Genomic DNA, 26921 nt, shown 5'->3' with positions numbered 1-26921 from the left:
TACTTTTAGATTATTTTAATAAATGTTGCGCTGCAATTGCTAAGAATAAATAATCAGTAGTACCACCTCCTAAAACATATTCTGTTTGTTGCCATAAGTATGGCCACTCTAAAAGTTCTGGAAGGTCAGGTCTAATTAAAGCTGTACCAGAACCAATACCTCCAGGAATATAAGAGCGTTCACCTCTATTTAATCCGTATGCTTGTGTTAGAGAATGAGCCCCTACACCAGAAACAAAAGATGCTGTATTAACCCCAGGGTGTGTACCTAATACAAAATTCAATGCGTTAAGCATGTAAGATTTAGGGAAATATTCAGGAAATGCTGTGTGATAAAAATACTGTTTCATTCCAAAATTTTGAATATCCCAACCTGCACCCCAAATGTTTGGCTCGTAAGGCACTCCGTAAGGTGTCTGGTTTGCTTGCTCTTTTACCGTTTCTGCATATGCCATAGCTGGCTCTAATAAGAACTTTTTAAATCTTTTGTTATCTACATCATCATATATGGTTGCAACAATCCATCCTACATTAGCAAAATTTGCAGCTATGTATTTCTTGTTGTCAATTAAATAATCAAGGTATTTTTCATCTTTGGTAGTGTGGTATAGCTCAGTTGCAAGTTCTATTCTAGCAGCTGATGGATCAAATGAATAGCTGTCCCACTCTTTTTTAGCAATGTCAGTACATTTTTTAGCTAGTATATTGTTGTAATCTTTCATGCTTCTAGCAGCTGTAGCTAACGCAGCAGCAGCTTCCATAGCACGTTCTGGGTTGTCTTCTGTAAATACCCAACGGTCGTCAGGAGCTCCATCTTGCCCCATAGGTATTTCAGTGGTACCATTCTTTTGGTAAATCTCGTTATCGCTATGGTTTAGAGGGTCGCCAAGTAAAACATACTGTCTTTGTGTTGGTACAATAACACCACGGTAAAATCTGTCTAAAGATTCATAACCACCAACTATCGATAATAGTCCGTGTTCTATTTGTTGTAGCATATCAGCTTTTCCATCAGGGGAAAGCATTTCTACTGTTTTAGTCTTTTGATCAATTAGTGTATTATCATAATTAACATCAAATAACTCATAAATTCTGGCAAGTCCTTGAACTGTTTCTGCCTGAGATTCTATTCTTAAATCAAAGTCTCCTGCATCATGCCATCCACCTTTATCTAGCTCTGGCACATGTTCTCCAGATTTAAATGAAGTTAATGTGTTATCACCTTGTAAATAACCATCGAAATGATTAAAACTTGTAGGAGCCATTAGAGCATCATCTAAATGGCATCTTCCATGCCAAACCTTATAGCGGTCGTTAATTCTCATGTGGCACATTTGTACAGGTAAAAAATACTCTAACGTTGGTTGCCACACATTTCTATCATAAATAGTTTCGCTTATTATAAATGAAGATGTAGTATAGTTTTTATAGGTAATATAATAAACACCGGGCTCTGATATTTTAGAGAAATCATATTGAAAATACTTATATCTTAAAAAGTTACCCCAAGATTTTGGAGTTTTAGTTTCAATAGTTTTAGCGCTACCATCAGGCATAATTCTATGTAGTGTAATGTCTGAAACCGTGTCGTTAGGGTCTGTTTCTATAACAGCTACTTTATCTTGATTTGTGTGATAACCTACTTGAGAAATTTGAACTACTGGGTCGTAAATAAAGTCTTGAATCATATTAGGGCTCACAATCCATTCAATAGCATTTTTAGTGGTATTAGCAGGAATAAGAGAGCGAACAATAAACCAGCCATTATTATGCTGTGCACGTCCATCAAGTAATTCTAAGTTGTCGGTTCCTACGTTTTGAATAGTAACACTTTGTTCTGGCATTTCTGGTGCAATACTTAGTTTTTTACCAGAAGCAATAGGGGTCATTCTATATTCGTTATCTTCATTTGTGTAACCAGGTCCATTTGCTTGTCTGTTAAAAATACCAAACTCATCATCCATATAATAACTCTTACCAAATAGAATTCCTGGGAAAAACTCTAAGTTAAACCCTACTTTTCCAACCCATTCAGCAGGTAATGGCTTATCTAAATCTACGATAATTTTGAAAGATTTACCTTCTGGTTTGATTTTTAGGGTGTACGCAAGATATAAATCTGGGTATTCCACCGGATTAAAACCAGTTCTGTTTTTAGAAGAATCAGGAAACTGCATTCTCAAGTTAATTGTTTGGTTGGCTAGGTCAACACTACGCTCACCAACTTTGGGAACAGGTTGCCATTGGCCTGGTGTAGGTTCTAAACGTAAATCTCCGTTAGTAGCTACCCGGATTCCATTTTGTATAATACCAACTCCTCCTTGGTGTCCTTCAGGGTAAAAATCATGAGCAAGCATCACTTCAACACCTTTATTTTTAAGATATTGTTGGTCTGTTATTTTAAAAACGGAATCTTTTTTTTGTGCATTGCAAAATGCACCTAGTAGAATAATTATATAAAACAGGTTTTTCATGATACTATTTTTTCCATTTAGAATATAAAACTAGAATTTGACTGAAAGATTCGATAATACTATTTTATCAAAATAACAACGTATTATTTATGTATTGATAAAATTTCGGGGGTATATTTTATATTTATTCAATAATAACAAAGAGTTTTTTCATATGAAAAATGTTAATATGTTGAAATATAATACGTTAATGATTGTTGTATTGATGATTTTTATCGGATGCGCAGAAAAAAAATCAAATAATCTTGCTGATACATTTGATAAAGATGCGAAAGAAGAATTAATAGATAAATGGTATCCTTTAGCTTTAGATAAAGATGATGGTGGATATTATACTAATATTACTTACGACTTTAAAGTAGGTAATGAGCATGAAAAAATGATTGTAACTCAATCTAGACAAGTGTGGGTTACTTCAAAAGCTTATAAAGAATATGGAGATAAGGAGTATTTAACGTATGCAGAACATGGTTTTAAGTTTTTACGTGATGTAATGTGGGATAAAGAAAATGGTGGGTTTCATACATTAGTTACTAAAGAAGGTGAACCTATTATGAAACCTTATGAAGCTAAAACTGCTTATGGTAATGCATTTGCAATTTATGCTTTGGCTGCTTATTATGATGTGTCAAAAGATGCAGAGGCATTAGAATTAGCAAAAAAAGTTTTTATGTGGTTAGAGGAACATAGTCATGATAAAGAGTATAAAGGATACTTTCAGCACATGGAAATGGATGGTACTCCTATAGTGCGTACAGAAGATATAGCTTCTACATCTGACGCTGGGTATAAAGATCAGAACAGTTCTATACATTTAATGGAAGCCTTTACAGAATTATATCAGGTTTGGAAAGATGATATTGTAAAAGAAAGATTAACGGAATTGTTATTACTGATTAGAGATACTATAGTGAATGATAAATATTCTATGGATTTATTCTTTACACCTGATTGGACACCAGTAAGCTTTAGAGAGGAGAGTAAAGAAGTGATACAAGAACATTTTTATTTAGATCATGTTTCCTTTGGTCATGATGTAGAAACAGCATATTTGATGTTAGAAGCATCAGAGGTTTTAGGTAGAACAGATACAGAAAAGACTTTGGAAATAGGTAAAAAAATGGTTGACCACTCTTTAACCTATGGATTAGATAATAAATTAGGAGGATTTTATGAGGGAGGATATTACTTTAAAGGAGATGATGTATTAACTATAACTAATTATGATAAAAATTGGTGGGCACAGGCAGAAGGTTTGAATACCTTATTAATTATGACACGAATGTATCCTGATGACAAAATGAACTATTATGAAAAGTTTGAAGATTTATGGAAGTATACTCAGCAGTATATGATGGATGATAAATATGGAGGATGGTATTCATGGGGTACAGATGTGAGACCTGAAGTTAAAAAAGAATTAAAAGGGCATGTTTGGAAAACTACGTATCATAATTTTAGAGCATTAATTAATTGCAAACATCAGTTGGAGTTCCTAAAGAAAAAGAAATCCTAAGTTCTATGTCTTTTTAAGAGGTATACATTATATGAATGTGAATATGATTTAGATCATATTTCTTATATATTTGAAAAAATAGTACTAGGTGTGTTTTTTACACTTATGGCATTTTTGAGCTATCTTTTTTATCAAATTCTAATATTTGTTGTTTTCTTAATATTTTTAAGCAGCTTATAAGAGAAGCTTTCATTTAAGAAATCGTATTTACTTTTCTATAATTTTTGATTTGTGTTAATTTGTTTATTATTAGTAGTTAGGGTGTCTTTTGAATTCTATTTATTTTTTATACTACAGCGACGTATGCGCATAATATTTGCCTAGCCCTATTAAAATTGATGATTCTATATATATAGATGTTGGAAAATGTGTTATCATAAAAATATACGATTGATTATTTTTATAATAACAATTTGACAAAATATGATTAGTGACTAGTGAGCTATATTCCTAATTTCGACTTATTAATCAATTTATCAAAAAGTGAAGTTTTATTGAACATAAAATCTATAAAACTTACACGATTCTAAAACAAACTTTTTATGGAAAAACTAAAAATATTATTTTTCTCATGTATGTTTTTTGTTTCTTTCCTAGTATTAGGACAGCAGACAAAAACAATTACGGGAATTGTAAAAGACGATCAGGGCGTGGCTCTTCCTGGGGCAAATGTTACCGTTGAGGGAACAACTAATGGTACAGTAACAGATTTTGATGGAAACTATCAATTGAACAACGTAGAAGTTGGAAGCGTTTTAATCTTTACCTATGTAGGTATGAAAGAACAACGCGTTGAAGTTGGTGATCAAGACGAAATCGATGTAGTGTTAACAATATCAAGTAGTTTACTTGATGAAGTTGTAATTGTTGCGTATGGTACGCAAACAAAAAGAGATTTAACCGGTGCAGTTACTTCAGTTTCAAGTGAGGAGTTGGAACAGTTTCCTGCAACAGATGTTAATCAGTCTATTCAAGGTAAAGTTTCTGGTGTACAGATTACTCAAAACTCTGGTAGTCCAGGTTCTGCTATGAGTATCAACATAAGAGGGGTTGCTTCTTTTGGTAGTAATGATCCATTGTATGTAGTTGATGGTTTTCCAACACAAGATATTTCATTTTTAAACCCTAGCGATATTGAAAGTATTTCTGTATTAAAAGATGCTTCTGCAGCTGCTATTTATGGGGTGAGAGCAAATGCTGGGGTAGTTATTATTAAAACTAAAACTGGTGTTAAGGATAGAATTATTGTATCACTAGATAGTTTTGTTAGTATTCAAACAACTCCACAACAAATAGATATGTTAGATGCATCTACTTTCGCTGGGTTTGCTTTAGAGACAGGAACAGCACAAGGAGTAGATACATTATCTGAATGGTCTAATCCAGAAAGTTTAACAAATGTAAACTGGCAAGATTATGCTTTTGATACTGGTTTTAAGCAAGTATATAACATAGGAATTAGAGGTGGAGGAGAAAAATCAAAGACTGCCTTTAGTTTAGGTATGGTAGATGACGACGGTACTGTAGTTTCTGCTGAGTATAAAAGATATAACATTGGTTTAAATAGCGAGTATGATATTGCTAAAGGTTTAAAAGCAAGAGCTAGTGTGAAATATGCATATTCTGAAACTTACAATAATTTATCTGCAGGTTTCTATGGATTTGCTAGAGTGTTTGATAATGTGCCTTACTTAGGTGGAGGAGGTATTACAGAACCTTACGATGATAATGGTAACTATGGTGCTTTTACAGATAGTAACTTAATTTCTAGTAGTATCAACGTAATTGGTAATGCTTTATTAACTGATAACGAAAATGCTACTGATAATTTATTATCTAACTTAGCGTTAGATTATGAAATAATTGAAGGCTTAAAAGTAACAGGTAAATTTGGTTATCAATTAACTAGCTATAGTGGTAGTAGTTTTAACCCATCTTATTTTAGAAGCGCAAATGACCAAAATGCAAATGCTACTTATTATGTAAGTCAATCTAAATCTAGACAATATTTAGGTGAGTTTTTAGTAAACTATAAAAAAGCATTTGATGCACATAATTTTGACTTATTAGTAGGTTCTTCTGCTCAAAAGCAATTATATGATAATATAGCAACTACTGGTCAAGGATATTTAAACAATAGTATTAGAGATCTTTCTGCATCAGAATCTATAATCAATTATTCTGGTACTCATGGTACAGCAACTTTTGCTAGTACATTTGCAAGATTAAACTACTCTTATGATGAGAAATACTCTTTCACTGCTACAGTAAGACGTGATGGAGTAGGTAACAAGTTTTCTTCTGATAATCTTTATGGTGTTTTCCCATCAGTTGCTGGTGCTTGGAATATTGATAGAGAAAAATTTATGGAAGATTCTATTTTTGATTTATTAAAATTAAGAGCTTCTTGGGGTGAAACTGGTAATAGTCAGGGTATAGAAGCATTTAAGTATTTAGCATCTTATACTTCTGGTGCAACTCAAGATAATTCAGGTTATGTTTTTGGTGGAAATCCTGTAAGTGGTTTGGCATTGGCTAGTTTGGCAAATCCTGATCTTACTTGGGAATCTCAAATTCAAACAAACATTGGTTTAGATTTCGAATTGTTAGATTCTAGATTTTATGGAACATTAGATTACTTTAATAAATCTGCTAAAGATTTCTTATTAGATCAAACTATTCCTGCACAAAACGGTTTTACAACAATGTCTGTTAATGCTGGTAATGTTGTTAATGAAGGTATTGAGGTAATGTTAGGGTATAGAAAAACTGAAGGCGAATTTACTTGGGATGTTTCTGCTAACATAAGTGTTATTAATAACGAAATTACTGATTTAGGAAATCAAGATTTTGTAACATATCCATCTAATTTTACACCTAGCTTTAATACAAGTTGGTCTGGTTTCACGAGGTCATATGTAGGAGGTAATGTTGGTGCATTCTATGGATATAGAGCTGAAGGAATTTTCCAAAGTCAATCTGAAATTGATGCGCTTAATGCAAGTGCTCCTGACGGAGAATATCAACCAGCTTATGGTTTAAATCCTATTGCTCCTGGTGATAGAAAATTCAAAGATTTAAATGGGGATGGTGAAATTACTGCTGAAGATAGAGAAATTATCGGTAGTCCAGTACCAGATTTCTACGGAGGTTTAAATGTAAATGCATCTTATAAAAATTGGGATTTCCAATTATCTTTCTATGGAACATACGGCAACGAAGTTCTCAACTTTATTAAGAGTCAAAACGAAAGTTTAGGAGCTTATGGTTATAACTCTGTATATACTAACGTAAGTCAAGAATATTATAACAACCGTTGGACTCCAGAAAATCCATCTAACACCTATGCTAGAGCAGTAGTTGAAGATACGAACCGTAATGGTAGAATTTCTGATTATTTTGTAGAAGATGGCTCTTTCTTAAAACTAAGAAATGTTAAAGTAGGTTATAATTTACCACAAGGAATTTTAGACAAAATTAGTGCTTCTAAAGCAACCGTTTTTATGAGTGGTCAGAACTTATTTACTATTACTAATTATAGTGGTCTTGATCCGGAAATTGGTACTGCTACAGATATAGATGGTAATGGTGGTGTACAAACTAGAGGTATAGACTTTGGAGCATATCCAAATTCTGCAACTATAACACTTGGATTTAATTTACAATTCTAAAAATGAAAATGATGAAGTTGAATAAATTATATATTTTTAAAATACTATCTGTTGGATTGTTAGCAACATCGCTATCATGTTCAGATGATTATTTGATAGATCAAAAGTACGATGGATTAACATCAGATATTGTTTACTCAGATCCTACAACTGCTCAGGCAACCGTAACTTCTATTTACGATGCTCTGCAAATGGATATTGTAGAAGGTAATATGAAGGGGATGTTGTATCCTAATACATATTCTACCTTAGATTTCTATAACATTGGGAGTGATACTTTCTTTAATACGTATGAAGTACCAACAGATTTTGATGGTTTAAACCAGTTATGGATTAAAATGTATGCTGGTATTGTATCGGCCAATAATGCTATTCCGAACATTCAAAACATGATTGATGCGGGTACTATTGAAGAAGAGTTAGGTAATAGATTAATAGGAGAGAGTTATGCATTAAGAGGAATTTACTTTTCTATACTAGCTTCTAATTTTGGAGGTGTGCCTTTAGTTACTGGTGTTACTTCTACTTCTGAAGAAAGCTTATATACTGCAAGAAGTACCCAAGAAGAAACATTTCAACAAGTGGTTTCTGATTTAGAGGCAGCAGTAGAATTTCTACCATGGTCTTATACTTCTGAAAATGTTGGTAGAGTAACTAGAGGAGCTGCTGAAGCTTATTTAGGAAATGCTTATATGTGGTTAGGAGATTATAATAGTGCTATAACTGCTTATGAAAGTTTAGACGGGCACTATACTTTAGAGCCTGATTATTTGAATATTCATGATTATGATAACCGTAATGGTATGGAATCAATTTTTGAGATTCAAATGTTTTCTTCTAGTGGAGCAGCTAACTGGGGGGGGAATGATGATAATATGAACTTCTTCCAGTGGTTTACTATGCCATTAGAAATTCAAACGTATGGTGGTTATACTGTTCCAACAGCTCAATTCTTCAATTCTTTTGAAGCTGGGGATGTAAGAAGAGATGCAACTTTAATTGGTCCGGATATGGAACATCCAGATTCAGATATTAATATTTCCGATTATCCTATGGTTCAATCTAATTATGGCGGTATCAATACATGTGGTACGGCTGCTGCACCATGGAATCCGGAAGGAAGAAGCGGATATTACTTACTTAAATTCTGGAGAAATCCTTTAGTAGATGCTAGTCAAGGTAATATTTACAGTGATCAAAATCTTATTTTATTGCGTTATGCTGAAGTTTTATTAAGTTTAGCAGAGGCTCATTATAGAGTGGGTAATACAAGCACTGCAGAGTCTTATTTAATGCAAGTAAGAAACCGTGCAGGTTTAACTACGTTACCAACAGGAGATTTATTAGATGGTATTTTAGAAGAATACAGACATGAGCTTGGAGGAGAATTCTCTACATGGTGGTTATTAAGAAGATCTGGTGAACATGAAAATTATATTTATGATCATTTTGGAATTACTATTCCTACAGGAAAAGATATTATGCCAATTCCTCAACAACAAATGGATGCAAATCCAAACTTAGAACAAAACCCTAGTTATTAAAATTTAGTAAAGTTATTGAACCCATATTCTTTCTTGAATGTGGGTTTTTTATTTATAAAGTATTAGTGAAATTTTGGTAATATTATAGTTGTATGTTAGAATGATGATCAAAGTTTGCGATCTTATTTTTTTGTAAATGGCTGATGATAGAATCTTTTATGTTCTTTCTTGTAAAGAGCATTGGCTAATGCAGCAAAAACTGGAGGAAATGGAGGTTCACCTAATCCGGTTGGCTTTTCTTCATTTTCAACAAAATGAACTTCAATAGATGTAGGACTTTCGGGCATTCGAATCATTTTATAAGAATGAAAGTTTTCCTTATCAGGTTTTCCATCTGTAAAGGTCATTTCGCCATATATGGCATTTCCAATACCATCTATCACGGCACCTTCAACCATATTTTTTGCAGCATCTTTGTTGACAACCACTCCGCAATCTACTGCAGTGGTTACATGCTGTGCTATAGGAGTTTCTGATAAATGATTAGCTTCTACTACATGCGCTACATACGTATTATGACAAAAATAGGCAGCCACACCCCGCTTGTCTGAAAGCCCTTGCCACTTCGCTTTTTCCTTTACTAATTGGAGCACTCCCTTGTAACGTTTTGCATCGTATTGATTATTTTCACCAACAGGATTTTGTATAGCCTTATCAAACAATGCTAGTCTAAATTCAATTGGATCTTTGCCAGCTGCTTCAGCTACTTCATCCAGAAAGGCTTGTTCAGAAGCTCCTGCAAAATTTGAACGAGGAGCTCTGAAAGCGCCAACAGAAATATTTGAGGGAACTTCCCAACTTTGTGCTAAATAATTCTCTACAGCTCCTGCAGGAAACCTATCTGGAAAAACAGCGTTTTCAGGAACTCCGGTTCCTGTAATATGGTAAGCTGTTAAATTATTTTTTGAGTCTAAAGCTGCACGTTAGGTTATTTGATACATAGGTCTGTAAATGCCACCCGTCATGTCATCTTCACGTGTATATATAAGTTGAACAGGAGTTTTTACTTTTTGAGCAATGGCAACAGCTTCTACAATGTTAAAGCTATAGGCTCTTCTCCCAAAACCACCGCCCATTCGGGTAACTTTCAAATCAATGTTTTCTTTTGAAATGCCAAAGTTATCTGCTAAGGTAGTTTCCATATACTCGGGAGCTTGCATAGGAGAAACTACCCGAATATGTTTCCCACTGGCTTCTGCAAAACAATTTACTGGCTCCATGGCATTATGCGCCAAAAAAGGTGCAGTATAAGTACTTTCAATTACTTTATGAGCATTTTTAAAAGCAACTTCAGGGTTGCCATCTTTTCGTAAAGTTTTCAATGCATTTGAATTGCCTTTTTTCATAGTTTTATAGTGCTCGGTAGTACTTTCCAAACCTGCAGGAACGGTTACTGTAGATTTATTGCCAAAGATATTTTTTTCTAAAGCATAGGAATCAAAAGGTTTCCAGTTGGCTTTTACTTTCTTTTTTGCTTGCATTACATTCCAAACGGAATCTCCAACGACCGCAATAAATTCAGGAAATGCATGTTCGTCAAAAATGGCCCTGCCATAATTTTTCTTGAATGATCTCACGGAAATTACATGGCTAATTCCTTTCATTTGTAAAGCTTCTGAAGCATCAAAAGAATCTAATTTCATCCCAAAGGCTGGCGGATGAATAGGCATAGCTATTTGCATACCATCTTCATGATAGTCAATTCCAAACAAGGGTTTTCCCGTAATAATGTCATCAATTTTGACATTCGTTTTGGAAGAACCCACTATTGTAAAATCTTTAATAGATTTCAATGGAATTGTTTCCGGTACTTCAATAGCTAGAGTGGTACTTACAGGGGACTTTAATGTAGACCAAACCAGTCCTAGCTATAAAGTGATAAATGATTCTGATGTGTTGACAGATGCTTATGATAAAACTAATTTTTTATATGGTCCCTCCGGAACATTTAACGGATTTAATATTAATACGAATTCAGATAAGAGAATTGATCACATTTTTGTAAGTAAGGAAATTCAAGTATTAAAACACGGAATCTTGTCAGATGTTTATCATTCAAACAAGGATGTGATAAAAGATATAGTTACACAAGGAGATTTTCCGAAAGAGCTTGAGCTAGCAGTTCAAAAAGCAAGAACACCATCAGACCATTATCCTATTTGTATTGTAGTAAAGCTAAATTCAAATAAAGCCGAGTAAACGTTATTGGTAAGTTACTTCCAAGCTGTATAATACGTTCTCCTAAATTTGTGAGAGGTATTTTTTATTTCTATTCGGTGAATAACAGAAATTTTACTGCTGAGAAATATAAGTGTGTAGAAGTGAATCTCAAGCACTTTTATAAATGGGAATAATGCTTCATTTTTTGTTTACGTTATACTACTTATGGATAAAAATAAGTTTTGAGTAAAGTTATTTTTAGACAGTCATTATTTAAAAAGCACTTGCAGTTTTATTGTAGGTGCTTTTTAAGTTTTGTGACAGATTTGTATACTGAATCTAATTTTTCAGTCATCAAAAATTTGTAGACAAGAAATAAAAATATTTTTGAACTTAGTGAAAACTTTCCTTTTAGAGAATCATGTGGATTATCTTACATTATAACTGTAACTTTGAAAAAGATCTAAACCAACATATGAAAAAATTTTTAAGCATTTTTTGCTGCTGTTTAATACAACTATACCATACAACTCAAGCACAGGATATAAAGCATATAGATATTAAAGATGGGTTATCACACAATTCTGTGACCAGTTTGATGCAAGATTCAAAAGGATATTTGTGGATTGGAACTTATGATGGATTAAACAAATATGATGGATATAATTTTAGAGTTTACAAGAATAGAATTGGAGATGAACATAGTCTACGAACCAATACAGTTCATAGCCTAGCGGAAACGTCATCAGGCGATATTTGGGTTGGAGGCGTTAAGGGCGTTAGTGTATTGAAAAAGAATGAGTACAGGTTTACCAATTTGTATTACCAATCCGAACGGGATACTTTAAATACGCAGGAACTCAATTCAAATATTCAGGATATACAACGTTTGAGTAATGGTGATATGTTGGTTGCTAGCTATCATTTAGGTTTGCTTTTATATAAAAGAGATAAATACATAGGTAAGCAAATTCCATTAATACTCCCAGACGGTTCTTCTAGTATTTTTTCGTACGATGTTGAATGTATTGGTTACAATGCTCATAGAGAACAGGTTTGGATTGCTGTTAAAAATTATGGTATTTATTCATTGGATTTGAAGTCAAATAAGTTACTGCCATTTTTACGTGTTAAGTCTCAGATCAAAGATTTACTATTAGATACTCAAAGAAATCTGTTATGGATGGCAACAGAGGAAGGACTCTTTGGAATAGATACTAAAAATGCTACGATCCAATTATCGTATCTGAACGAAATTTCAGTAACCAGACTCTTAATTGATCATGCTGGAAAACTATGGATAACAACCGATGGTTCTGGTATATATACCATAGAAAATGATAGTTTAACACTTCAAAATGAACAAAAGTTCCACCGAAAACAAATAAGTAGTAGCGATGCATTTTTTGGAATATTCGAGGATAGAGAAAGGAATATATGGCTAGGTTCTTTAAGAGCTGGTATAAGTATGATTTCTCATCGTGGACCTGTTTTTCAAAAATATTTAATTGAAAAAGGCAGCGATATAGACGCCCAAATCAATTTTGTCTCTAGTTTTTGTGAAGCGAAAAATGGTAAAGGATTGTACATAGGCACTTCTGGTGAAGGAATTCAGTTTTGGGATCGGGAAGCAGATCGTTTTCAAGCTGTGAATCCAGAAAATGGTTATACCAGTAAGCTCATCACGGGCATTACTCAAGGTATAGGGGCAAAATATTGGGTAACCTCTTGGAATGGCGGTGTAGATTGTTGGGATAGCCAAAGCAATAGGATGCAACATTATACATGTTACAATACAGTAACTGGTAAAGAAGAGAAAAACGCTTGGTTTTCATTAAAGGATACCAAAGATCAATTATGGGTAAGTACTTCAAATACGGGAACTTTATATCGTTTTAATCCTGAAACAAATCAGTTCGAAATTTATAATAGTAATATTCGTGATGTACAATGCATGATAGAAACCAAAGATGGAACATTGTGGGCAGGTAATTATTCCGAACTCTTAAAAATTAATCCCACTAAACATACTTTTGAAAGTTACGAATTGGGGTATCCAGTTAGGTCTCTTGCAGAGGATAGCAACGGTCAACTTTGGGTAGGATTACAAGAAGGTGGCCTTTTGTCCTATAATAGAAAAAATCATACCTATAAAAGATTTACTACAGACGAAGGACTGCCAGATAATACAATTTTAAGAATATTAGAAGATGAGCATCAAAAACTTTGGCTAAGTACTTATCATGGAATTGCCAGTTTTGACAAGACCACTCATTTTACAAATTATTCCAGTTCCGATGGTTTACAAAGTAATCAATTTAGTTTCAATGCAGGTTTGAGGTTACACAATGGAGATTTAGCTTTTGGAGGTATAAACGGATTTAATGTTTTCAATCCAATAAAAATTAATCCTTCTAATGAAACGCATGGTGTGCAACTAAAAAGTGTAACCATACAAAACAAAGAACTATCACCCAACGGAAAGGAATTGAAAATTGGTAAAAACAACCATTATCAATTACAAATTCCATATGACCAAACAGCTGTTGCATTTAATTTTGTAGCAATAGACTATCATCATGCCGATAAAATACAGTACGCCTACATTCTAGAAAATTGGGATATGCAGTGGAACTATAGTCACAACGATCGTAATGCGAGTTACAATAGACTAGAGAAAGGAACCTATCAATTCAAAGTCAAAGTTAGAAATGAAAATGGGAGTTGGGGAAATCCAGTTCAGCTAGCAACATTAACTATTTTGCCACCTTGGTACAGAACGTGGTGGTCATACACACTTTATGGTTTGGTAATTATCGGAATTTTCGTCTTGTACTTTAGATATACAAAACAAAGAGAACGCCTGCGTTACGATATTAAAATAGCCAAGCTCACTGCTCATAAAGAACGAGAATTGGCAGAGAAACAAAAAGCGGTATTTACCTATTTAACACATGAATTTAGAACACCGCTTACACTTATTATCAATCCTATTAAAAAGTTAGTACACAAAGTGGCACCAGAATTTCAACCAGATATTTTGGTAGCTCAAAGAAATTCAGAAAGGCTATTAAAGTTAATTGATCAATTATTAATTTTTAGGAAAGCTGAATCAGATGCTGAGCAGCTGGTAGTATCTGAGTTTCATTTAGACCAAATGCTACAAGAAATTTATGCGTGTTTTGAATATAGAGCTCATGACATGGACATACACTGTCAAATAGATTTTCAATGTACTGAAACGCTTTGCTATGGTGATTTTGAAAAAATGGAAATCGTGTTTTTCAATCTGTTTTCCAATGCCTTTAAGTTTACGCCTAAACATCAATCTATTCAAGTAACAGTTACAGATACTGTGGAGGACTTTACAATACAAGTAGCAGATACAGGATGTGGAATTCATCCGGAAGATGTTCCGCATATTTTTGAGAAATTTTATAGTAGTAGAAATCAGGATGGGAAAAAAAACGGAGGATACGGAATCGGATTATTTACAGTAAAATATTTTGTTGAAAAACATGGGGGATATATTACTTGTGAAAGCAGTCTGGGAAGAGGTACTACGTTTCATATTGTTATTAAAAAGGGATATGAGCATTTTGAAAACTGTAAAGACGTTATTTTTAAATTAGAGAAAGAAAATAAATGCTCGATACCAAAACCGACAGAAGCTTCATTTGATTCTTTTACAGAAAGTAGTCCTAAGATGGCTTTAAATCCTTTGACGAAACAATACAAAATTTTAATCGTTGAGGATGATCAGGACATGAGAAATTATGTGGGTAAGTTGTTTAGTGCTGAATATATAGTAGAGTCCACCTCAAACGGTAAGGAAGCTATAACCTCCATTAAAAAGAATGAACCAGACTTAGTAATCAGCGATGTAGTCATGGATGAGATAGACGGGATTGCTTTGTGTAATTGGATGAAGAAAGATCCTAAATGGAGTCATATTCCGATTATCTTGTTAACATCCACAAGAAGTTCAGAAACCGAACTACAAGGGCTTCATTCTGGAGCAGATGATTACATAACCAAGCCTTTTGATAATGCAATTTTGTTGGCACGAGTAGAAAGTCTATTGAAGAGCCGTTCAGAATTAAGGAGGTATTATTTAGATAGTATTACTCTAAAAGAAAATCACTCGAAGGTAGCGCCAGAGTATAGCGAATTTTTTGAAAAATGTATTCAGGTTATAGAAGACCATATCACAGATAAAGAATTTAATGTAAAAGAATTTTCCAAGATTATGGGAATGAGTCATTCTGCATTGTATAAAAAAATTAAGGCCATATCGGGGCAAACAACTACAGCCTTTATTCGTTCAGTTCGTTTAAGAAAAGCGGCCATCTTGTTACTCACTACAGATAGTACTATAGGAGAAGCCGGGAGTTTTGTAGGTATTGAAGATCCTAAATATTTCCGGAAAAAATTTGTGGAACTTTTTGGAATGCCACCTTCTAAATATGTAAAAAAATACCGTGATTCTTTCCATAAAGAATACCATAGGATACGCCCTTAGACTAATATGGTTTTAAATAGAATATTTATAATTTAAGACTGAATTAATTTTCAAGTTTTTAAAATTTACTGCAATAAATAGTAATTATTTAATTAAAGATTTTAGCAATTATGCTGATTTTTTAAAAATAGTACGATTTCACCCCTCATATTAGATGATTTCACCCCCTATATACAATAAAAATTCACTGTTAATTTGATTATTCGAATTTCATACTTCATGTAATTTATACGATTGGAGTTAGGTTGATTATCTTTTTTAAATGCATCATACTTTTATAGATATTGATGAATTTGTGATAAAAATGTAATCGATTACTTCATGTTATAATGGAAATTCGAAAACGATTTCGTTAAACTAACACACTTGTAATATGAACCACTTTATGATTTTTTATGAACGCTGGAGTTCTTCAAAGTTAGAAATCAGATTAATTTTATTGATCTCTTTACTATTGATGGCTCCTTGGGCATCCTCCGCAACTAGCTTTCAACAAATAGAAGTTTCTGGAATTGTAAAATCACAATCAGACGGAATGCCCTTACCAGGTGCTACTATAATGGAAAAGGGAACTACGAATGGAACTCAAACAGATTTTGATGGAGAGTTTACTTTAAATGTTAGCAATGCGAATGCTATATTGGTTATTTCTTATGTAGGATTTAAAAAGAAAGAAATAAGTGCAAATACCAATGCACGTATGGAAATCATATTGGAAGATGATTTCTCTCAACTAGATGAGGTTGTAGTTGTGGGATACGGTACTCAAAAACGATCAGATGTTACGGGATCTGTAACTTCCGTACCCAAAGACCGTTTAGAGAATTTGCCGGTTACCAATATAGCCCAAGCAATTCAAGGTACTGCCGCCGGTCTAAATGTAACTTCAGGATCTTCTGTTCCTGGAAGCCAGGGAGCAATTCAGATTAGGGGGTTAAATTCCATTAGTGCAGGAACCTCTCCTCTAATCGTGGTAGATGGAACTCCGTTTTATGGAAGTTTAAATGATATTAATAGTAGGGATGTAGCTTCTATAGAAATTTTAAAAGATGCTTCAAGTACAGCGATTTACGGTACAAGAGGATCCAATGGGGTTATTTTAATCACAACAAAGCAGGGAAAAACCGGTAAACCAACCATTACATATAGTGTATATGGTGGAGTAGAAGATATTCCGCATGTTTTGAATCCTATGAGTCCGGAAGCATATGTTCAGAAATATGCAGATTATTTAGTTGCTAGAGGAGATACACAAACTCAAATATTGCCTAACTCATTTGAAGTCGAAAATTACGAAGCAGGTATTACAACCGATTGGATTGATGAAGTAACCCGTACAGGAGTTATTCAGGAACACAGTTTAAGTTTTTCAGGAGGAACGGATGATGCTAAATATTTTTTATCTGGAAGTTATTTAGATCAAAAAGGGGTAATAGAAGGATATCAATACAATCGAATCAATCTGAGAACAAACTTAGATTTAAAAATTACCGATTGGTTGACTACCGGAATGAATGCATTTTTTGCTAATAATAATTATGATGGAGGTCGCGCCAATCTTTTGGAAGCATCTGCCATGAGTCCTTATTCGGTTCCCTATGACGAATCTGGTGAATACCTTATTTTTCCTATGTTTCCTGAATTACTATATGAAAACCCTTTGCTAGGTTTAACAACTACAAGAGTAGATCACGTAAAAAACCTATCTGGTACCGCATATGCCATTGTAAAACCTTGGATTGAAGGACTACAATATCGTATGAATGCTTCTTATTATTATAACCCAAGATACAATGCGTATTATGAAGGTAGAGCTGCAAACAATAATAATGGGTATGGATATATTTATAATGCCGAAACCAATCGTTGGTTGATAGAGAATATCTTAACCTACAATAAGGACATACAAAAACATCATTTTGATGTGACGTTATTGTATAGTGCAGCAGAAACCAATTATCAAAATTCTAATGTAAACGGAAGCATTTTTTTAAGTGATGCATTGGATTATAACAATATAGGAAGTGCTGAGACAATTGGAGGAAGTTCGGCAGCGTATAAAACAAATTTATTATCTCAAATGGCTAGACTTAATTATTCCTATGACAGCCGTTATTTATTAACCTTAACAGCGCGTCGCGATGGTTTTTCTGCCTTTGGAGCCAATACAGATAAGTACGGATTGTTTCCATCTTTAGCCTTGGGTTGGAATCTTAACAATGAAAATTTCTTGAAAGATCACGAAAAAATCAATCAACTTAAACTACGTTTTTCCTATGGTAAAACAGGAAATCAAGCAGTAGGTGTTAACTCTACCATTAGTTCAGCTGGTACTGTATTGTACCCTTTTGGAGGGTCGGCTGTAACTGGAACGTATATCGGGGGAATGGGAAATGCCAATTTGAAATGGGAGTCAACCACATCAGCTAACCTTGCCGTAGATTATGGATTTTTTCAAAACAGAATCAGCGGTACATTAGAGGTTTATAAAAGTGAAACCGATGATTTACTACTCTCTAGAAGTATCCCAAATATTACCGGATCTTCAAGTGTAATTGATAATATAGGAAAAGTAGAAAATAAGGGAATTGAATTAACGCTCAATACAGTCAACATCAACTCAGGAGATTTTAAATGGGAAACAGGACTTAATTTTTCTTCATTTCGAAATAAGATCGTCCAACTAGATGGTACCGGAGAGGATAACATTGCAAACGGTTGGTTTATAGGAGAATCCTTGGGTACTATTTATACTTATAAAATGGTAGGAGTTTGGCAAGAAGGAGAAGATCCTTCTGCTGTAGACCCTATAGCAGTACCTGGTGATATCAAATTTGCAGATATCAATGGTGATGGTCAAATTGATTCTGAAAATGATCGTGTGATTCAAGGAAATACATTACCAGATTGGACTGGTGGTTTGACGAATACTTTTACCTATAAAGATTTTACCTTGAGTGTTTTTATTCAAACGGCTCAAGGAATTTTAAAGAATAATACAGATATTAATTATGGAGATGAGGCCGGACGAAGAAATGTACCAGCAGATTTTCAGTATTGGACACCTGAAAATCAAAGTAATGAATGGCCAGGGTTAAATTCTCATTTACACAATCGTGGATATTCCTTTCCAAGAGATGCAAGTTATACACGAATTAAGGATGTGAGGCTAAGTTACAACGTACCAAAGTCACTCATAGAAAAATACAATATTCAAAACTTAATGGTATACGTAGCTGGTAGAAACCTGTACACATTTACAGATTGGGTAGGTTGGGATCCAGAGAGTACACAATATGGCCGTGGATCTGGAGATTGGGCCAATAATTACCCATTGGTGAGAACCATCTCTTTAGGACTAAACATTTCCTTATAAATTAAAAAACACAATGATGAAAAAATATACAATCTATTTTGTAATGTTATGGAGCTTTGGCTTTATAACCTCTTGTAATGAATCTTTTTTAGATGAAAAGGATATTGATTCTTATTCAACAGATATCAATGATAAATTAAGTCTACAAGCAGCGCTACTGGGGCTTTATCAGCAAGCTAGTATAGCCTATACTCGAGACTGGAATCAAGGATGGTTATGTGTATGGCAAGTGGGAACCGATGTGGTATGGCCCACACAACCGGCCGGATGGGAAAATCCTTTTTATTTGTACAATACTTTGACTTCAGATAACGTAGTGGCATCTACAATTTGGACCATGGATTATAACATTATAGAAAATGCCAATAATGTGATCTACACTATTGAGACCAGAGGAGATGAAATTACCGATATGACTGAGGAGGAAAAGATGGCATTTAACGCAGAAGCAAAATTCTTTAGAGCAAGAGCCTATAATGAGCTAGCAACCTTATTTGGTGGTATTCCAATTGTAACGGAGCCTATACGCGAACCCCGATTTGATTTTGTTAGAGCTTCTTTGGATGAAGTAAATGTTTTGGTGGAAGAAGATTTACTATATGCTGTAGAATATTTAGCTCCAATTGATGAAACAGAGCATGAGCAACGCGTAAGTAGTGCAGCAGCTAGTCAATTATTGGCGAAAGTATACTTAAGAACAGGACAAAATGCTTTGGCCGAAGAACAATGTAATTTGGTAATTAGTAATCCAAATCTATTTTTAATAACTGAACGTTATGGAGTACAATCTGGAGAACCAGGAGATGCTTTTTCTGATATGTTTTTGGTAGGAAATCAACGCAGATCTCAAGGAAATAAAGAAGCTATTTGGGTTTTAGAAAACGAAAATCCTGCCGATGTTCGTGGAGGTAGTTCAGGATCTCCTCAACAGCGAAGAGTTTGGGGAGCAGGTTATCACAATATAAATGGATTAATTCCGGCAGACTCCCTGGGTGGTAGAGGTATTTCAAGAATGCGATTGAATAATTGGGTGTTGTATGATTTGTATGAAGAGGAAGATATGCGAAATTCTAAATACAACATTCATCGTAAATTCAGATATAATGATCCCAATTTACCAGAATTGTACGGACAGGATGTACCTTATGAAGGCTTTGATACATTGTATCGTATCAATCCATATACAATGAAATGGGGACAATATGATGATAGAGATGTTTTTGGTTATGGAATGTGGAAAGATTTTATCTTGATGAGGTTAGGAGAAACCTATCTTTTAAAAGCAGAAGCTCAGTTCAAACAAGGTGATTTATCTGGGGCTGCAACGTCTATTAATGCATTAAGAAATAGAGCAAATGCACCAATGGTGGCTGCTAGCGATATAAATTTGGATTTCATTCTTGATGAGCGTGTACGAGAATTAATTGGAGAAGAAAACCGAAGAATGGAATTGATGCGTACCGGTACTTTACTGGATCGTGTGAATCTCAATTACGGAGCTCCAGAAGGCATGCAAGTTCAAGGACTCACAAGTACGCACACATTGTTCCCGATTCCTTTGACAGAAATTCAACTGAACAAAGATGGAAACTTAGAACAAAATCCTGGCTACTAGTTAGCTTAATACTTGTGTTTTTTACAGAAACCTGATGCTCCTATTTTGGGACATCAGGTTTTAATCATAATTTTAACAAATGAACATTAAAACAAAACTAATTTGCGTATTTCTAAGCTGTATAGGAATAGTAAGTTTGAAGGCGCAAAAAACAAAGAGTAACAAATCAGGGCTTGAAGAACGAAAGTTCCTTGTAGAAACCTTACTCAAAATCAGTGATCCTGTTTTGCAAAATCTGGCAGATGATCAGTTAAAGCAAAATATGCCGGTTGAAAAAGCCGATAATCCTTATGGCGGCAGAGAAGAAGTGGTGCATTTAGAGGCTGTTGGGAGAACGTTGGCCGGGATGGCTCCTTGGTTAGAATTGGGGCCTGATAAAACCAAAGAAGGAAAACTTAGAAAAAAATACATTCAATTAGCGGTAAAAGGAATCACGAATGCAGTGAATCCTGATGCAAATGATTACCTGAATTTTTCAGGAGAAGGACAACCGCTGGTAGATGCTGCGTTTTTTGCAGAAGCATTGCTACGAGCACCAACCCAATTGTGGGATAATTTAGATATCCTGACACAACAACGCGTGTTAAAGGAGTTGAAAAAAACACGTGCAACGTCTCCACCGTATATGAACTGGTTGTTGTTTAGTGGCATTGTAGAAGCGGCGTTGTTAAAGTTTGAAGGCAAAGCAGATATGATGCGCATAGAATATGCATTGTTAAAACATGACGAATGGTATTTGGGCGATGGTGTTTATGGCGACGGACCCGATTTTCATTTTGATTATTACAACAGTTTTGTTATTCAACCGATGTTGTTAGACATTCTTTCTGTACTGAAAGAAAAAGAAACCGAACTTTCTAATTACCGATACAAAGACAAGTTTATTACGAATGCACATGTATTTACAGAAAGAGCACAGCGTTATGCCGCTATTCAAGAACGATTAATTGGTAAGGATGGAACATACCCTGCTATAGGTCGTTCGTTGGCGTATCGTTTTGGAGTTTTTCAGGCATTGTCGCAAATGGCATTGTTACAACAATTGCCCAAAGATGTGAAAGCTGCTCAGGTAAGAGAAGCTTTGTATGCAGTGATTAAAAATCAGATTTCGGCACCGGAAACTTTTGACGCCAATGGTTGGTTAACTATCGGGTTTTACGGACATCAACGTTCTATTGCCGAACCTTACATTACCACAGGAAGTTTGTATTTGTGTACTACCGCTTTCTTGATGTTAGGCTTGCCGGAAGAGGCTCCTTTTTGGCAAGATGCTGCTGAAAGTTGGACACAAAAGAAAATATGGACAGGTGAAAATGCAGTAATAGATCATGCATTGTATCAAAAGAAATAACGAATGAGCGTATTAAAATCGATAAAAATAGTTTGTGCAGTAATCATGATGAGTTTGTGCTCAATTCAGGGTTTTGCACAAGAAATACAAAAATCTACCGTTGGTTTGGGCTGGAGTAACAACTCAGTAAACGCTGTTGTTTTCAGAGGAAAAGCACTCACAACTTACAAGAATATTCAGTTTACAACGTATTACAATCCCGAGGGAAAACTAGTCTTAGCCAAAAGAAATTTGGGAGATGCTCAGTGGCAAGTACAAACAACACAATATTCAGGAAACGTGTCTGATGCTCACAACAGCATCAGTATCATTGTAGATAATGAAGGATATGTGCATGTCAGTTGGGATCAGCACAACACCAAATTGCGCTATGCAAAAAGTATCAAACCTTTTGGTTTAGAACTGTCGGAAGAATTAACAATGACAGGAAAGCAAGAAGAGCGTGTAACGTATCCGGAATTTCATAAATTATCAAACGGAAAATTGTTGTTTTGTTACCGTTCGGGTGAATCGGGCAGAGGAAATATGGTGATTAATGAATACAATGTCGCTACTCAACAATGGACGCAATTACAAAATAATTTGCTAGATGGCGAAGAGCAGCGAAGTGCGTATTGGCAAATGACAGTTGGTAAAAACAATACCGTTTATATATCGTGGGTTTGGAGAGAAACCTGGGACGTGTCTACCAATCATGATTTGTGTTTTGCCATGTCTGAAGACGGCGGAAGAACCTGGAAAAATTCCGAAGGAAAAGCATATACACTTCCTATCAACGCTGCGTCTGCCGAAGTAGCTTTCAAAATTCCTCAAAACAGTAGCTTGATCAATCAAACATCGATGACGGTTGATAAAAAAGGAAATCCGTACATAGCAACGTATTGGAACAGCGATAGCATTCCGCAGTATAAAATCGTGTATAAAAGAAAAGGAAAATGGAGATTGAAAGAAACTCATTTTCATAAAGAAACGTTCTCTTTAGGCGGTGGCGGAACCAAGAGCATTCCTATTGCCAGACCCAAAGTGTTGGTGGATAACAAAACGATCTATTTACTTTTTAGAGATGAAGAACGAAATAACAAGATTACACTAGCAGCATCGAAAATTTGCAAAGACCGTTGGGCTTTAACAGATGTTTCGGAAAGCGGAGTAGGACAATGGGAACCTAATTATGACGATAGCTTGTGGAAGAGTACAAAGCAATTACATATATTTTCTCAAAAAGTAATTCAAGTTGATGGAGAAGGACTTCAGGAAACAACTCCACAACCCGTAGAAATTATTGAAGTAAGTTTATAGAATTTAGAAAAACGAAAACTGACCAAATATGAAATATAAAATCTTAACCATAGCTGCTATTTGTTTGTTGTTTGCTTGCAAAGAATCGCCTAAGCAAGAGACTACAACAGTTGCAGCCAAAGAAAATCAACTCAACAAAACCATAGACGATGCGTTTAAAGTGGCTGTCGATCAGTATACTTATTTAGGTACGCAAGTAACTCCGGGGCAATATCCCAAAACCTATATTCCAGAAACTGATACATTTGAAACCAGTAATTCTGGTTGGTGGTGTAGCGGATTTTACCCAGGAACTTTGTTGTATTTAGATGAAGCTGTGGGTGCTCCCGAATTAAAACAAGAAGCCTTGAGCTTTTTGGAAGATTTAAAGCGCGAACAATTCAATACCACGACACACGATCTTGGTTTTATGATGTATTGTAGTTTTGGAAATGCCGAGCGTCTACAAAAAAATGAAGCTTACGAAGAAATTTTAATAAACAGTGCCAAATCTTTGGCTTCTCGGTATAACCCAACGGCTAAGGTGATACGCTCTTGGGACAGCGCTCCATGGAACAAAGCCGGAGAAGGAGAAATAGCAGTGATCATCGATAATATGATGAATTTAGAATTACTGTTTTGGGCATCAGAATTTAGTGGAGATGCAACGTATAGAGACATTGCTGTGAATCATGCCAACACAACAATGAAAAATCATTTTCGTTCAGATTATAGTTCTTATCATCAAGTAACGTATGATGAAGCAACAGGAGGTGTCAATGCGCAAATTACCAATCAGGGAGCTGCTGATAGTTCTGCTTGGGCACGCGGACAAGCGTGGGGATTGTATGGTTATACAGTAATGTATCGTTTCACAAAAGATCAAAAATATTTAGCACAAGCCACTCATATTGCTGATTATATTTTGAATCATCCCAACATGCCTGATGATATGATTCCGTATTGGGATTTCAATGCACCTAATATTCCGGATGCGTTGCGCGATTCGTCTGCTGCGGCCATCATGGCATCTGCTTTGTTAGAGTTAAGCGGGTATGCTAATGAAGAACAAGCTTTGAACTACTACAAAGCTTCCGAAACTATGTTAATGAATCTATTGTCGCCAACGTATTTGGCTACCAATAAAGAAAACGGAGGCTTTATCTTAAAGCATGGAGTAGGAAACATGCCCAATAAAACCGAAATAGATACACCATTAACCTATGGAGATTACTATTTGGTAGAAGCAATGCTTCGCTATCAGAAGTTGCATGGGAGAAATAATTAAATCTCTGTGATCTAGGTATTTTGAAAATTGGATTTACACAACAAAGCCCTTGTTTTTCAAGGGCTTTGTTGTGTATAATTTATAGTAGTGAATTTAATATTGAAATCATATCTAAAGACTAATAGCACTTTGTTTCATGTTACAAAATCTCTTTGGTGTGTAAGGCAACTTCATAATCAATGTAAAGAGGAGACAATCCATATCCTCTGAAAAGCGCATAGATTTTATAACCGGTACGTTTATTACCAAGACTTCTAAACTTTGTGATGACCACATTTTTTTCCAGCTAAGAAATCGGCTGTTCTACTTCCGTTTTTTCTAATATATCGAAAACCATTATAACCAGATGGTAAATTAATATGAATAGTATCTCCAATTTTCAAAGTATCGTTGGCTTTTGTTATATAGAGATTGTAATCGCCTTTTGTATCTAAATTGCCATATTCAGCAACTTGACCTATTGAAAAATGGGAAAAAACGAGAATTGCTAGACATCAAATCTCATCATGATTTTGAAGCCTTGAAAACAAAATTGACTAACATATGGGCATTGCCTGCTAGTCAATTTTATATAGTATGATGCGAATATGCTTATGGTTTTCCAGTGATGCGCGGTAGAATAAATACCATTCCTGCTCCAATAATTAAACCTAGCAAAATGGTTTGTATCAAAGTAGACATGTCTTTAGCTATGAACAGCCATGCCAAGGCTATTACAATAAGTAATGCAGCACCTATGTTGGTTAATTTTTTCATATGAACACTTTTTTAGTTTTTTATTATTCTTTCTCTTCTTTGCGTAAAGTTTTAATTCTAAATACCTGAATCATAGTCATAAAAAAAGTAAATACAGCTACGTTAAATATGTATTTCACTAAGTTAAACGTATCGTCTTGTATGTAATATACCAAAAACATAAAAACAGCATAGACTAACGCTGCTATGCTAACCGATTTAACGGCTGTTTGTACATCTTTTTTCATACATGTTTATTTTGGACTTTTAAATGTATGTATTTAGAGATCATGATACAATATTTTGTAAGTTTTATTTTATAAAATAAGTTAAGTCATTAGAGTGTTACGGCAGCACGGTTGGCAGAACTTTTTATAGCAGCCTCAATCACTTTCATAATACGGATACCATCTATAGCGGTGACTGGTTCTGGAGCATTTTCGGTAATAGCTTTGTAAACACCATCAAAAAGAGGATAGTAATGTCCGGGTAAAGTAGGAATGGTTTTTCTAATGCTTTCCTCATTAGAAACAATGTGTAATATGCCTTCTTTATCGGTAGGCTCGGCTCCCCAATGGTCAAGCCTAGGGGCAATGCCACTGGCTAAGGTATCTTCTTGTACATCGCCACGCTGTTTTATAAAACTTCCTTTGCGCCCCTGAATCGTGTAGGCAGGTAGCTGCTCTTTGTTGTACAAACCAGCGTGTAGGCGAACGCGTTTATCGGCGTAGTACAATAAAATATCAAACTGATCGTCTATGCGCGTTTCGGGTATTACCACTCTAATATCGGCAAAAACAGCTTCGGGCATCCCAAACAAACACAACGCCTGATCGATTACATGCGGACCAAGATCTTTTAAAATTCCGGCTCCGGGAGTAGGTTCTTCTTTCCAGGCATTGGTATTGAGTGTTGGTTTGTAGCGGTCAAATCTAATCTCGGCTTCTACCACATCGCCCAACAATCCTTTTTCAATAACAGATTGTACCGTTTTAAAATCACTGTCCCATCGTCGGTTTTGGTACACCGTAAGAGTAAGTCCGTTAGCCTGTGCAATGCGGTGCAGTTCTTCGGCCTCGGCAACGGTAGTAGTAAAAGCTTTTTCTACCAACACATGTTTGCCGGCTTCCAGCGCTTGTTTGGCGTATTGGTAATGGGTATCTATGGGGGTATTTACCACAACAAGGCTGATGTCGTCTGCCAAAAGTTCTTCAATAGAACTATAGCTTTTCACGTGAGGATAGTCGTTTTGAACACGTTTATGCGAACGCTCTAAAGAGCCTTTAAATTCAAAACCGGGGGTGTAAGGTTAAAAAAGGGGCTTAAAACAATTTACCCGACATGCCATAGGATAAAATGGCGGCATTAATTTTTTCATGTAGTGCTTCTAAT

16 protein-coding genes are annotated in these 26921 nt (G+C 35.0%); 10 read left to right on the top strand and 6 right to left on the bottom strand.

Annotated elements, in window-relative coordinates:
- Positions 1-10: 10 nt before the first annotated feature.
- Positions 11-2473, bottom strand: coding sequence for a glycoside hydrolase family 9 protein (locus BM383_RS08190; protein ID WP_218157921.1), 2463 nt, complete (start codon positions 2471-2473; stop codon positions 11-13).
- Positions 2474-2627: 154 nt separating this feature from the next.
- Here BM383_RS08190 and BM383_RS08185 point away from each other — a divergent pair, with 154 nt between their 5' ends.
- The 3 genes from BM383_RS08185 to BM383_RS08175 all read left to right on the top strand — a co-directional run bounded on the left by BM383_RS08185 (position 2628) and on the right by BM383_RS08175 (position 9204).
- On the top strand, positions 2628-3989 hold the full coding sequence (locus tag BM383_RS08185; RefSeq protein ID WP_245766554.1) for an AGE family epimerase/isomerase: 1362 nt from the start codon (positions 2628-2630) through the stop codon (positions 3987-3989).
- Between the two features lie 542 nt (positions 3990-4531).
- Positions 4532-7660, top strand: coding sequence for a SusC/RagA family TonB-linked outer membrane protein (locus BM383_RS08180; RefSeq protein WP_093024633.1), 3129 nt, complete (start codon positions 4532-4534; stop codon positions 7658-7660).
- 11 nt (positions 7661-7671) lie between these two features.
- Positions 7672-9204 (top strand): RagB/SusD family nutrient uptake outer membrane protein, encoded by a 1533-nt coding sequence (locus tag BM383_RS08175; RefSeq protein WP_177229090.1) that lies wholly within the window; start codon positions 7672-7674, stop codon positions 9202-9204.
- 122 nt (positions 9205-9326) lie between these two features.
- Here the strand turns inward: BM383_RS08175 and BM383_RS18935 are convergent, their stop codons facing one another.
- Both BM383_RS18935 and BM383_RS19090 read right to left on the bottom strand, forming a co-directional pair.
- Positions 9327-9866, bottom strand: coding sequence for a molybdopterin cofactor-binding domain-containing protein (locus BM383_RS18935; protein WP_143106376.1), 540 nt, complete (start codon positions 9864-9866; stop codon positions 9327-9329).
- Between the two features lie 261 nt (positions 9867-10127).
- On the bottom strand, positions 10128-10916 hold the full coding sequence (locus BM383_RS19090) for a molybdopterin cofactor-binding domain-containing protein (protein ID WP_143106373.1): 789 nt from the start codon (positions 10914-10916) through the stop codon (positions 10128-10130).
- A gap of 16 nt (positions 10917-10932) precedes the next feature.
- Here BM383_RS19090 and BM383_RS08160 point away from each other — a divergent pair, with 16 nt between their 5' ends.
- The 7 genes from BM383_RS08160 (at position 10933) to BM383_RS08130 (ending at position 24794) form a co-directional block, all read left to right on the top strand.
- A complete protein-coding gene (locus BM383_RS08160) occupies positions 10933-11403 on the top strand; it encodes an endonuclease/exonuclease/phosphatase family protein (protein WP_143106372.1) in 471 nt (156 codons plus the stop codon).
- 436 nt (positions 11404-11839) lie between these two features.
- Positions 11840-15886 carry a hybrid sensor histidine kinase/response regulator transcription factor gene (locus BM383_RS08155; RefSeq protein ID WP_177229089.1) on the top strand — a complete coding sequence of 1349 codons (4047 nt, stop codon included), beginning with the start codon at positions 11840-11842 and terminating at the stop codon, positions 15884-15886.
- 373 nt (positions 15887-16259) lie between these two features.
- A complete protein-coding gene (locus tag BM383_RS08150; RefSeq protein ID WP_245766553.1) occupies positions 16260-19262 on the top strand; it encodes a SusC/RagA family TonB-linked outer membrane protein in 3003 nt (1000 codons plus the stop codon).
- 16 nt (positions 19263-19278) lie between these two features.
- A complete protein-coding gene (locus BM383_RS08145) occupies positions 19279-20877 on the top strand; it encodes a RagB/SusD family nutrient uptake outer membrane protein (protein WP_093024670.1) in 1599 nt (532 codons plus the stop codon).
- Positions 20878-20956: 79 nt separating this feature from the next.
- Positions 20957-22228 (top strand): DUF2264 domain-containing protein, encoded by a 1272-nt coding sequence (locus BM383_RS08140; protein WP_093024627.1) that lies wholly within the window; start codon positions 20957-20959, stop codon positions 22226-22228.
- A gap of 3 nt (positions 22229-22231) precedes the next feature.
- Complete coding sequence (locus tag BM383_RS08135; RefSeq protein ID WP_093024626.1) at positions 22232-23527, top strand: BNR repeat-containing protein; 1296 nt, start codon at positions 22232-22234, stop codon at positions 23525-23527.
- Between the two features lie 28 nt (positions 23528-23555).
- Positions 23556-24794 carry an AGE family epimerase/isomerase gene (locus BM383_RS08130; protein ID WP_093024625.1) on the top strand — a complete coding sequence of 413 codons (1239 nt, stop codon included), beginning with the start codon at positions 23556-23558 and terminating at the stop codon, positions 24792-24794.
- 591 nt (positions 24795-25385) lie between these two features.
- Here BM383_RS08130 and BM383_RS18805 read toward each other — a convergent pair.
- From BM383_RS18805 to BM383_RS08120, 3 genes are all read right to left on the bottom strand, one after another.
- Positions 25386-25550, bottom strand: coding sequence for a hypothetical protein (locus BM383_RS18805; protein WP_177229088.1), 165 nt, complete (start codon positions 25548-25550; stop codon positions 25386-25388).
- Positions 25551-25573: 23 nt separating this feature from the next.
- On the bottom strand, positions 25574-25777 hold the full coding sequence (locus BM383_RS08125) for a hypothetical protein (RefSeq protein WP_093024624.1): 204 nt from the start codon (positions 25775-25777) through the stop codon (positions 25574-25576).
- Positions 25778-25866: 89 nt separating this feature from the next.
- On the bottom strand, positions 25867-26763 hold the full coding sequence (locus BM383_RS08120; protein WP_317040067.1) for a Gfo/Idh/MocA family oxidoreductase: 897 nt from the start codon (positions 26761-26763) through the stop codon (positions 25867-25869).
- Positions 26764-26921: the final 158 nt, after the last annotated feature.

The sequence above is a fragment of the Pustulibacterium marinum genome (assembly GCF_900116665.1).
In the GTDB taxonomy this organism is placed as follows: domain Bacteria; phylum Bacteroidota; class Bacteroidia; order Flavobacteriales; family Flavobacteriaceae; genus Pustulibacterium; species Pustulibacterium marinum.
This window is presented reverse-complemented; position numbering and strand designations above follow the sequence as displayed.

Excerpts from the sequence above, each read along its gene's own strand:
- BM383_RS08180 (WP_093024633.1), top strand. The coding sequence starts at position 4,532 with ATGGAAAAACTAAAAATATTATTTTTCTCATGTATGTTTTTTGTTTCT.
- BM383_RS08125 (WP_093024624.1), bottom strand. The coding sequence starts at position 25,777 with ATGAAAAAAGATGTACAAACAGCCGTTAAATCGGTTAGCATAGCAGCG.
- BM383_RS08175 (WP_177229090.1), top strand. The coding sequence starts at position 7,672 with ATGAAGTTGAATAAATTATATATTTTTAAAATACTATCTGTTGGATTG.
- BM383_RS08135 (WP_093024626.1), top strand. The coding sequence starts at position 22,232 with ATGAGCGTATTAAAATCGATAAAAATAGTTTGTGCAGTAATCATGATG.
- BM383_RS08140 (WP_093024627.1), top strand. The coding sequence starts at position 20,957 with ATGAACATTAAAACAAAACTAATTTGCGTATTTCTAAGCTGTATAGGA.
- BM383_RS08160 (WP_143106372.1), top strand. The coding sequence starts at position 10,933 with ATGTCATCAATTTTGACATTCGTTTTGGAAGAACCCACTATTGTAAAA.
- BM383_RS08155 (WP_177229089.1), top strand. The coding sequence starts at position 11,840 with ATGAAAAAATTTTTAAGCATTTTTTGCTGCTGTTTAATACAACTATAC.
- BM383_RS08150 (WP_245766553.1), top strand. The coding sequence starts at position 16,260 with ATGAACCACTTTATGATTTTTTATGAACGCTGGAGTTCTTCAAAGTTA.
- BM383_RS08145 (WP_093024670.1), top strand. The coding sequence starts at position 19,279 with ATGAAAAAATATACAATCTATTTTGTAATGTTATGGAGCTTTGGCTTT.
- BM383_RS08185 (WP_245766554.1), top strand. The coding sequence starts at position 2,628 with ATGAAAAATGTTAATATGTTGAAATATAATACGTTAATGATTGTTGTA.
- BM383_RS08190 (WP_218157921.1), bottom strand. The coding sequence starts at position 2,473 with ATGAAAAACCTGTTTTATATAATTATTCTACTAGGTGCATTTTGCAAT.
- BM383_RS18805 (WP_177229088.1), bottom strand. The coding sequence starts at position 25,550 with ATGAAAAAATTAACCAACATAGGTGCTGCATTACTTATTGTAATAGCC.
- BM383_RS08130 (WP_093024625.1), top strand. The coding sequence starts at position 23,556 with ATGAAATATAAAATCTTAACCATAGCTGCTATTTGTTTGTTGTTTGCT.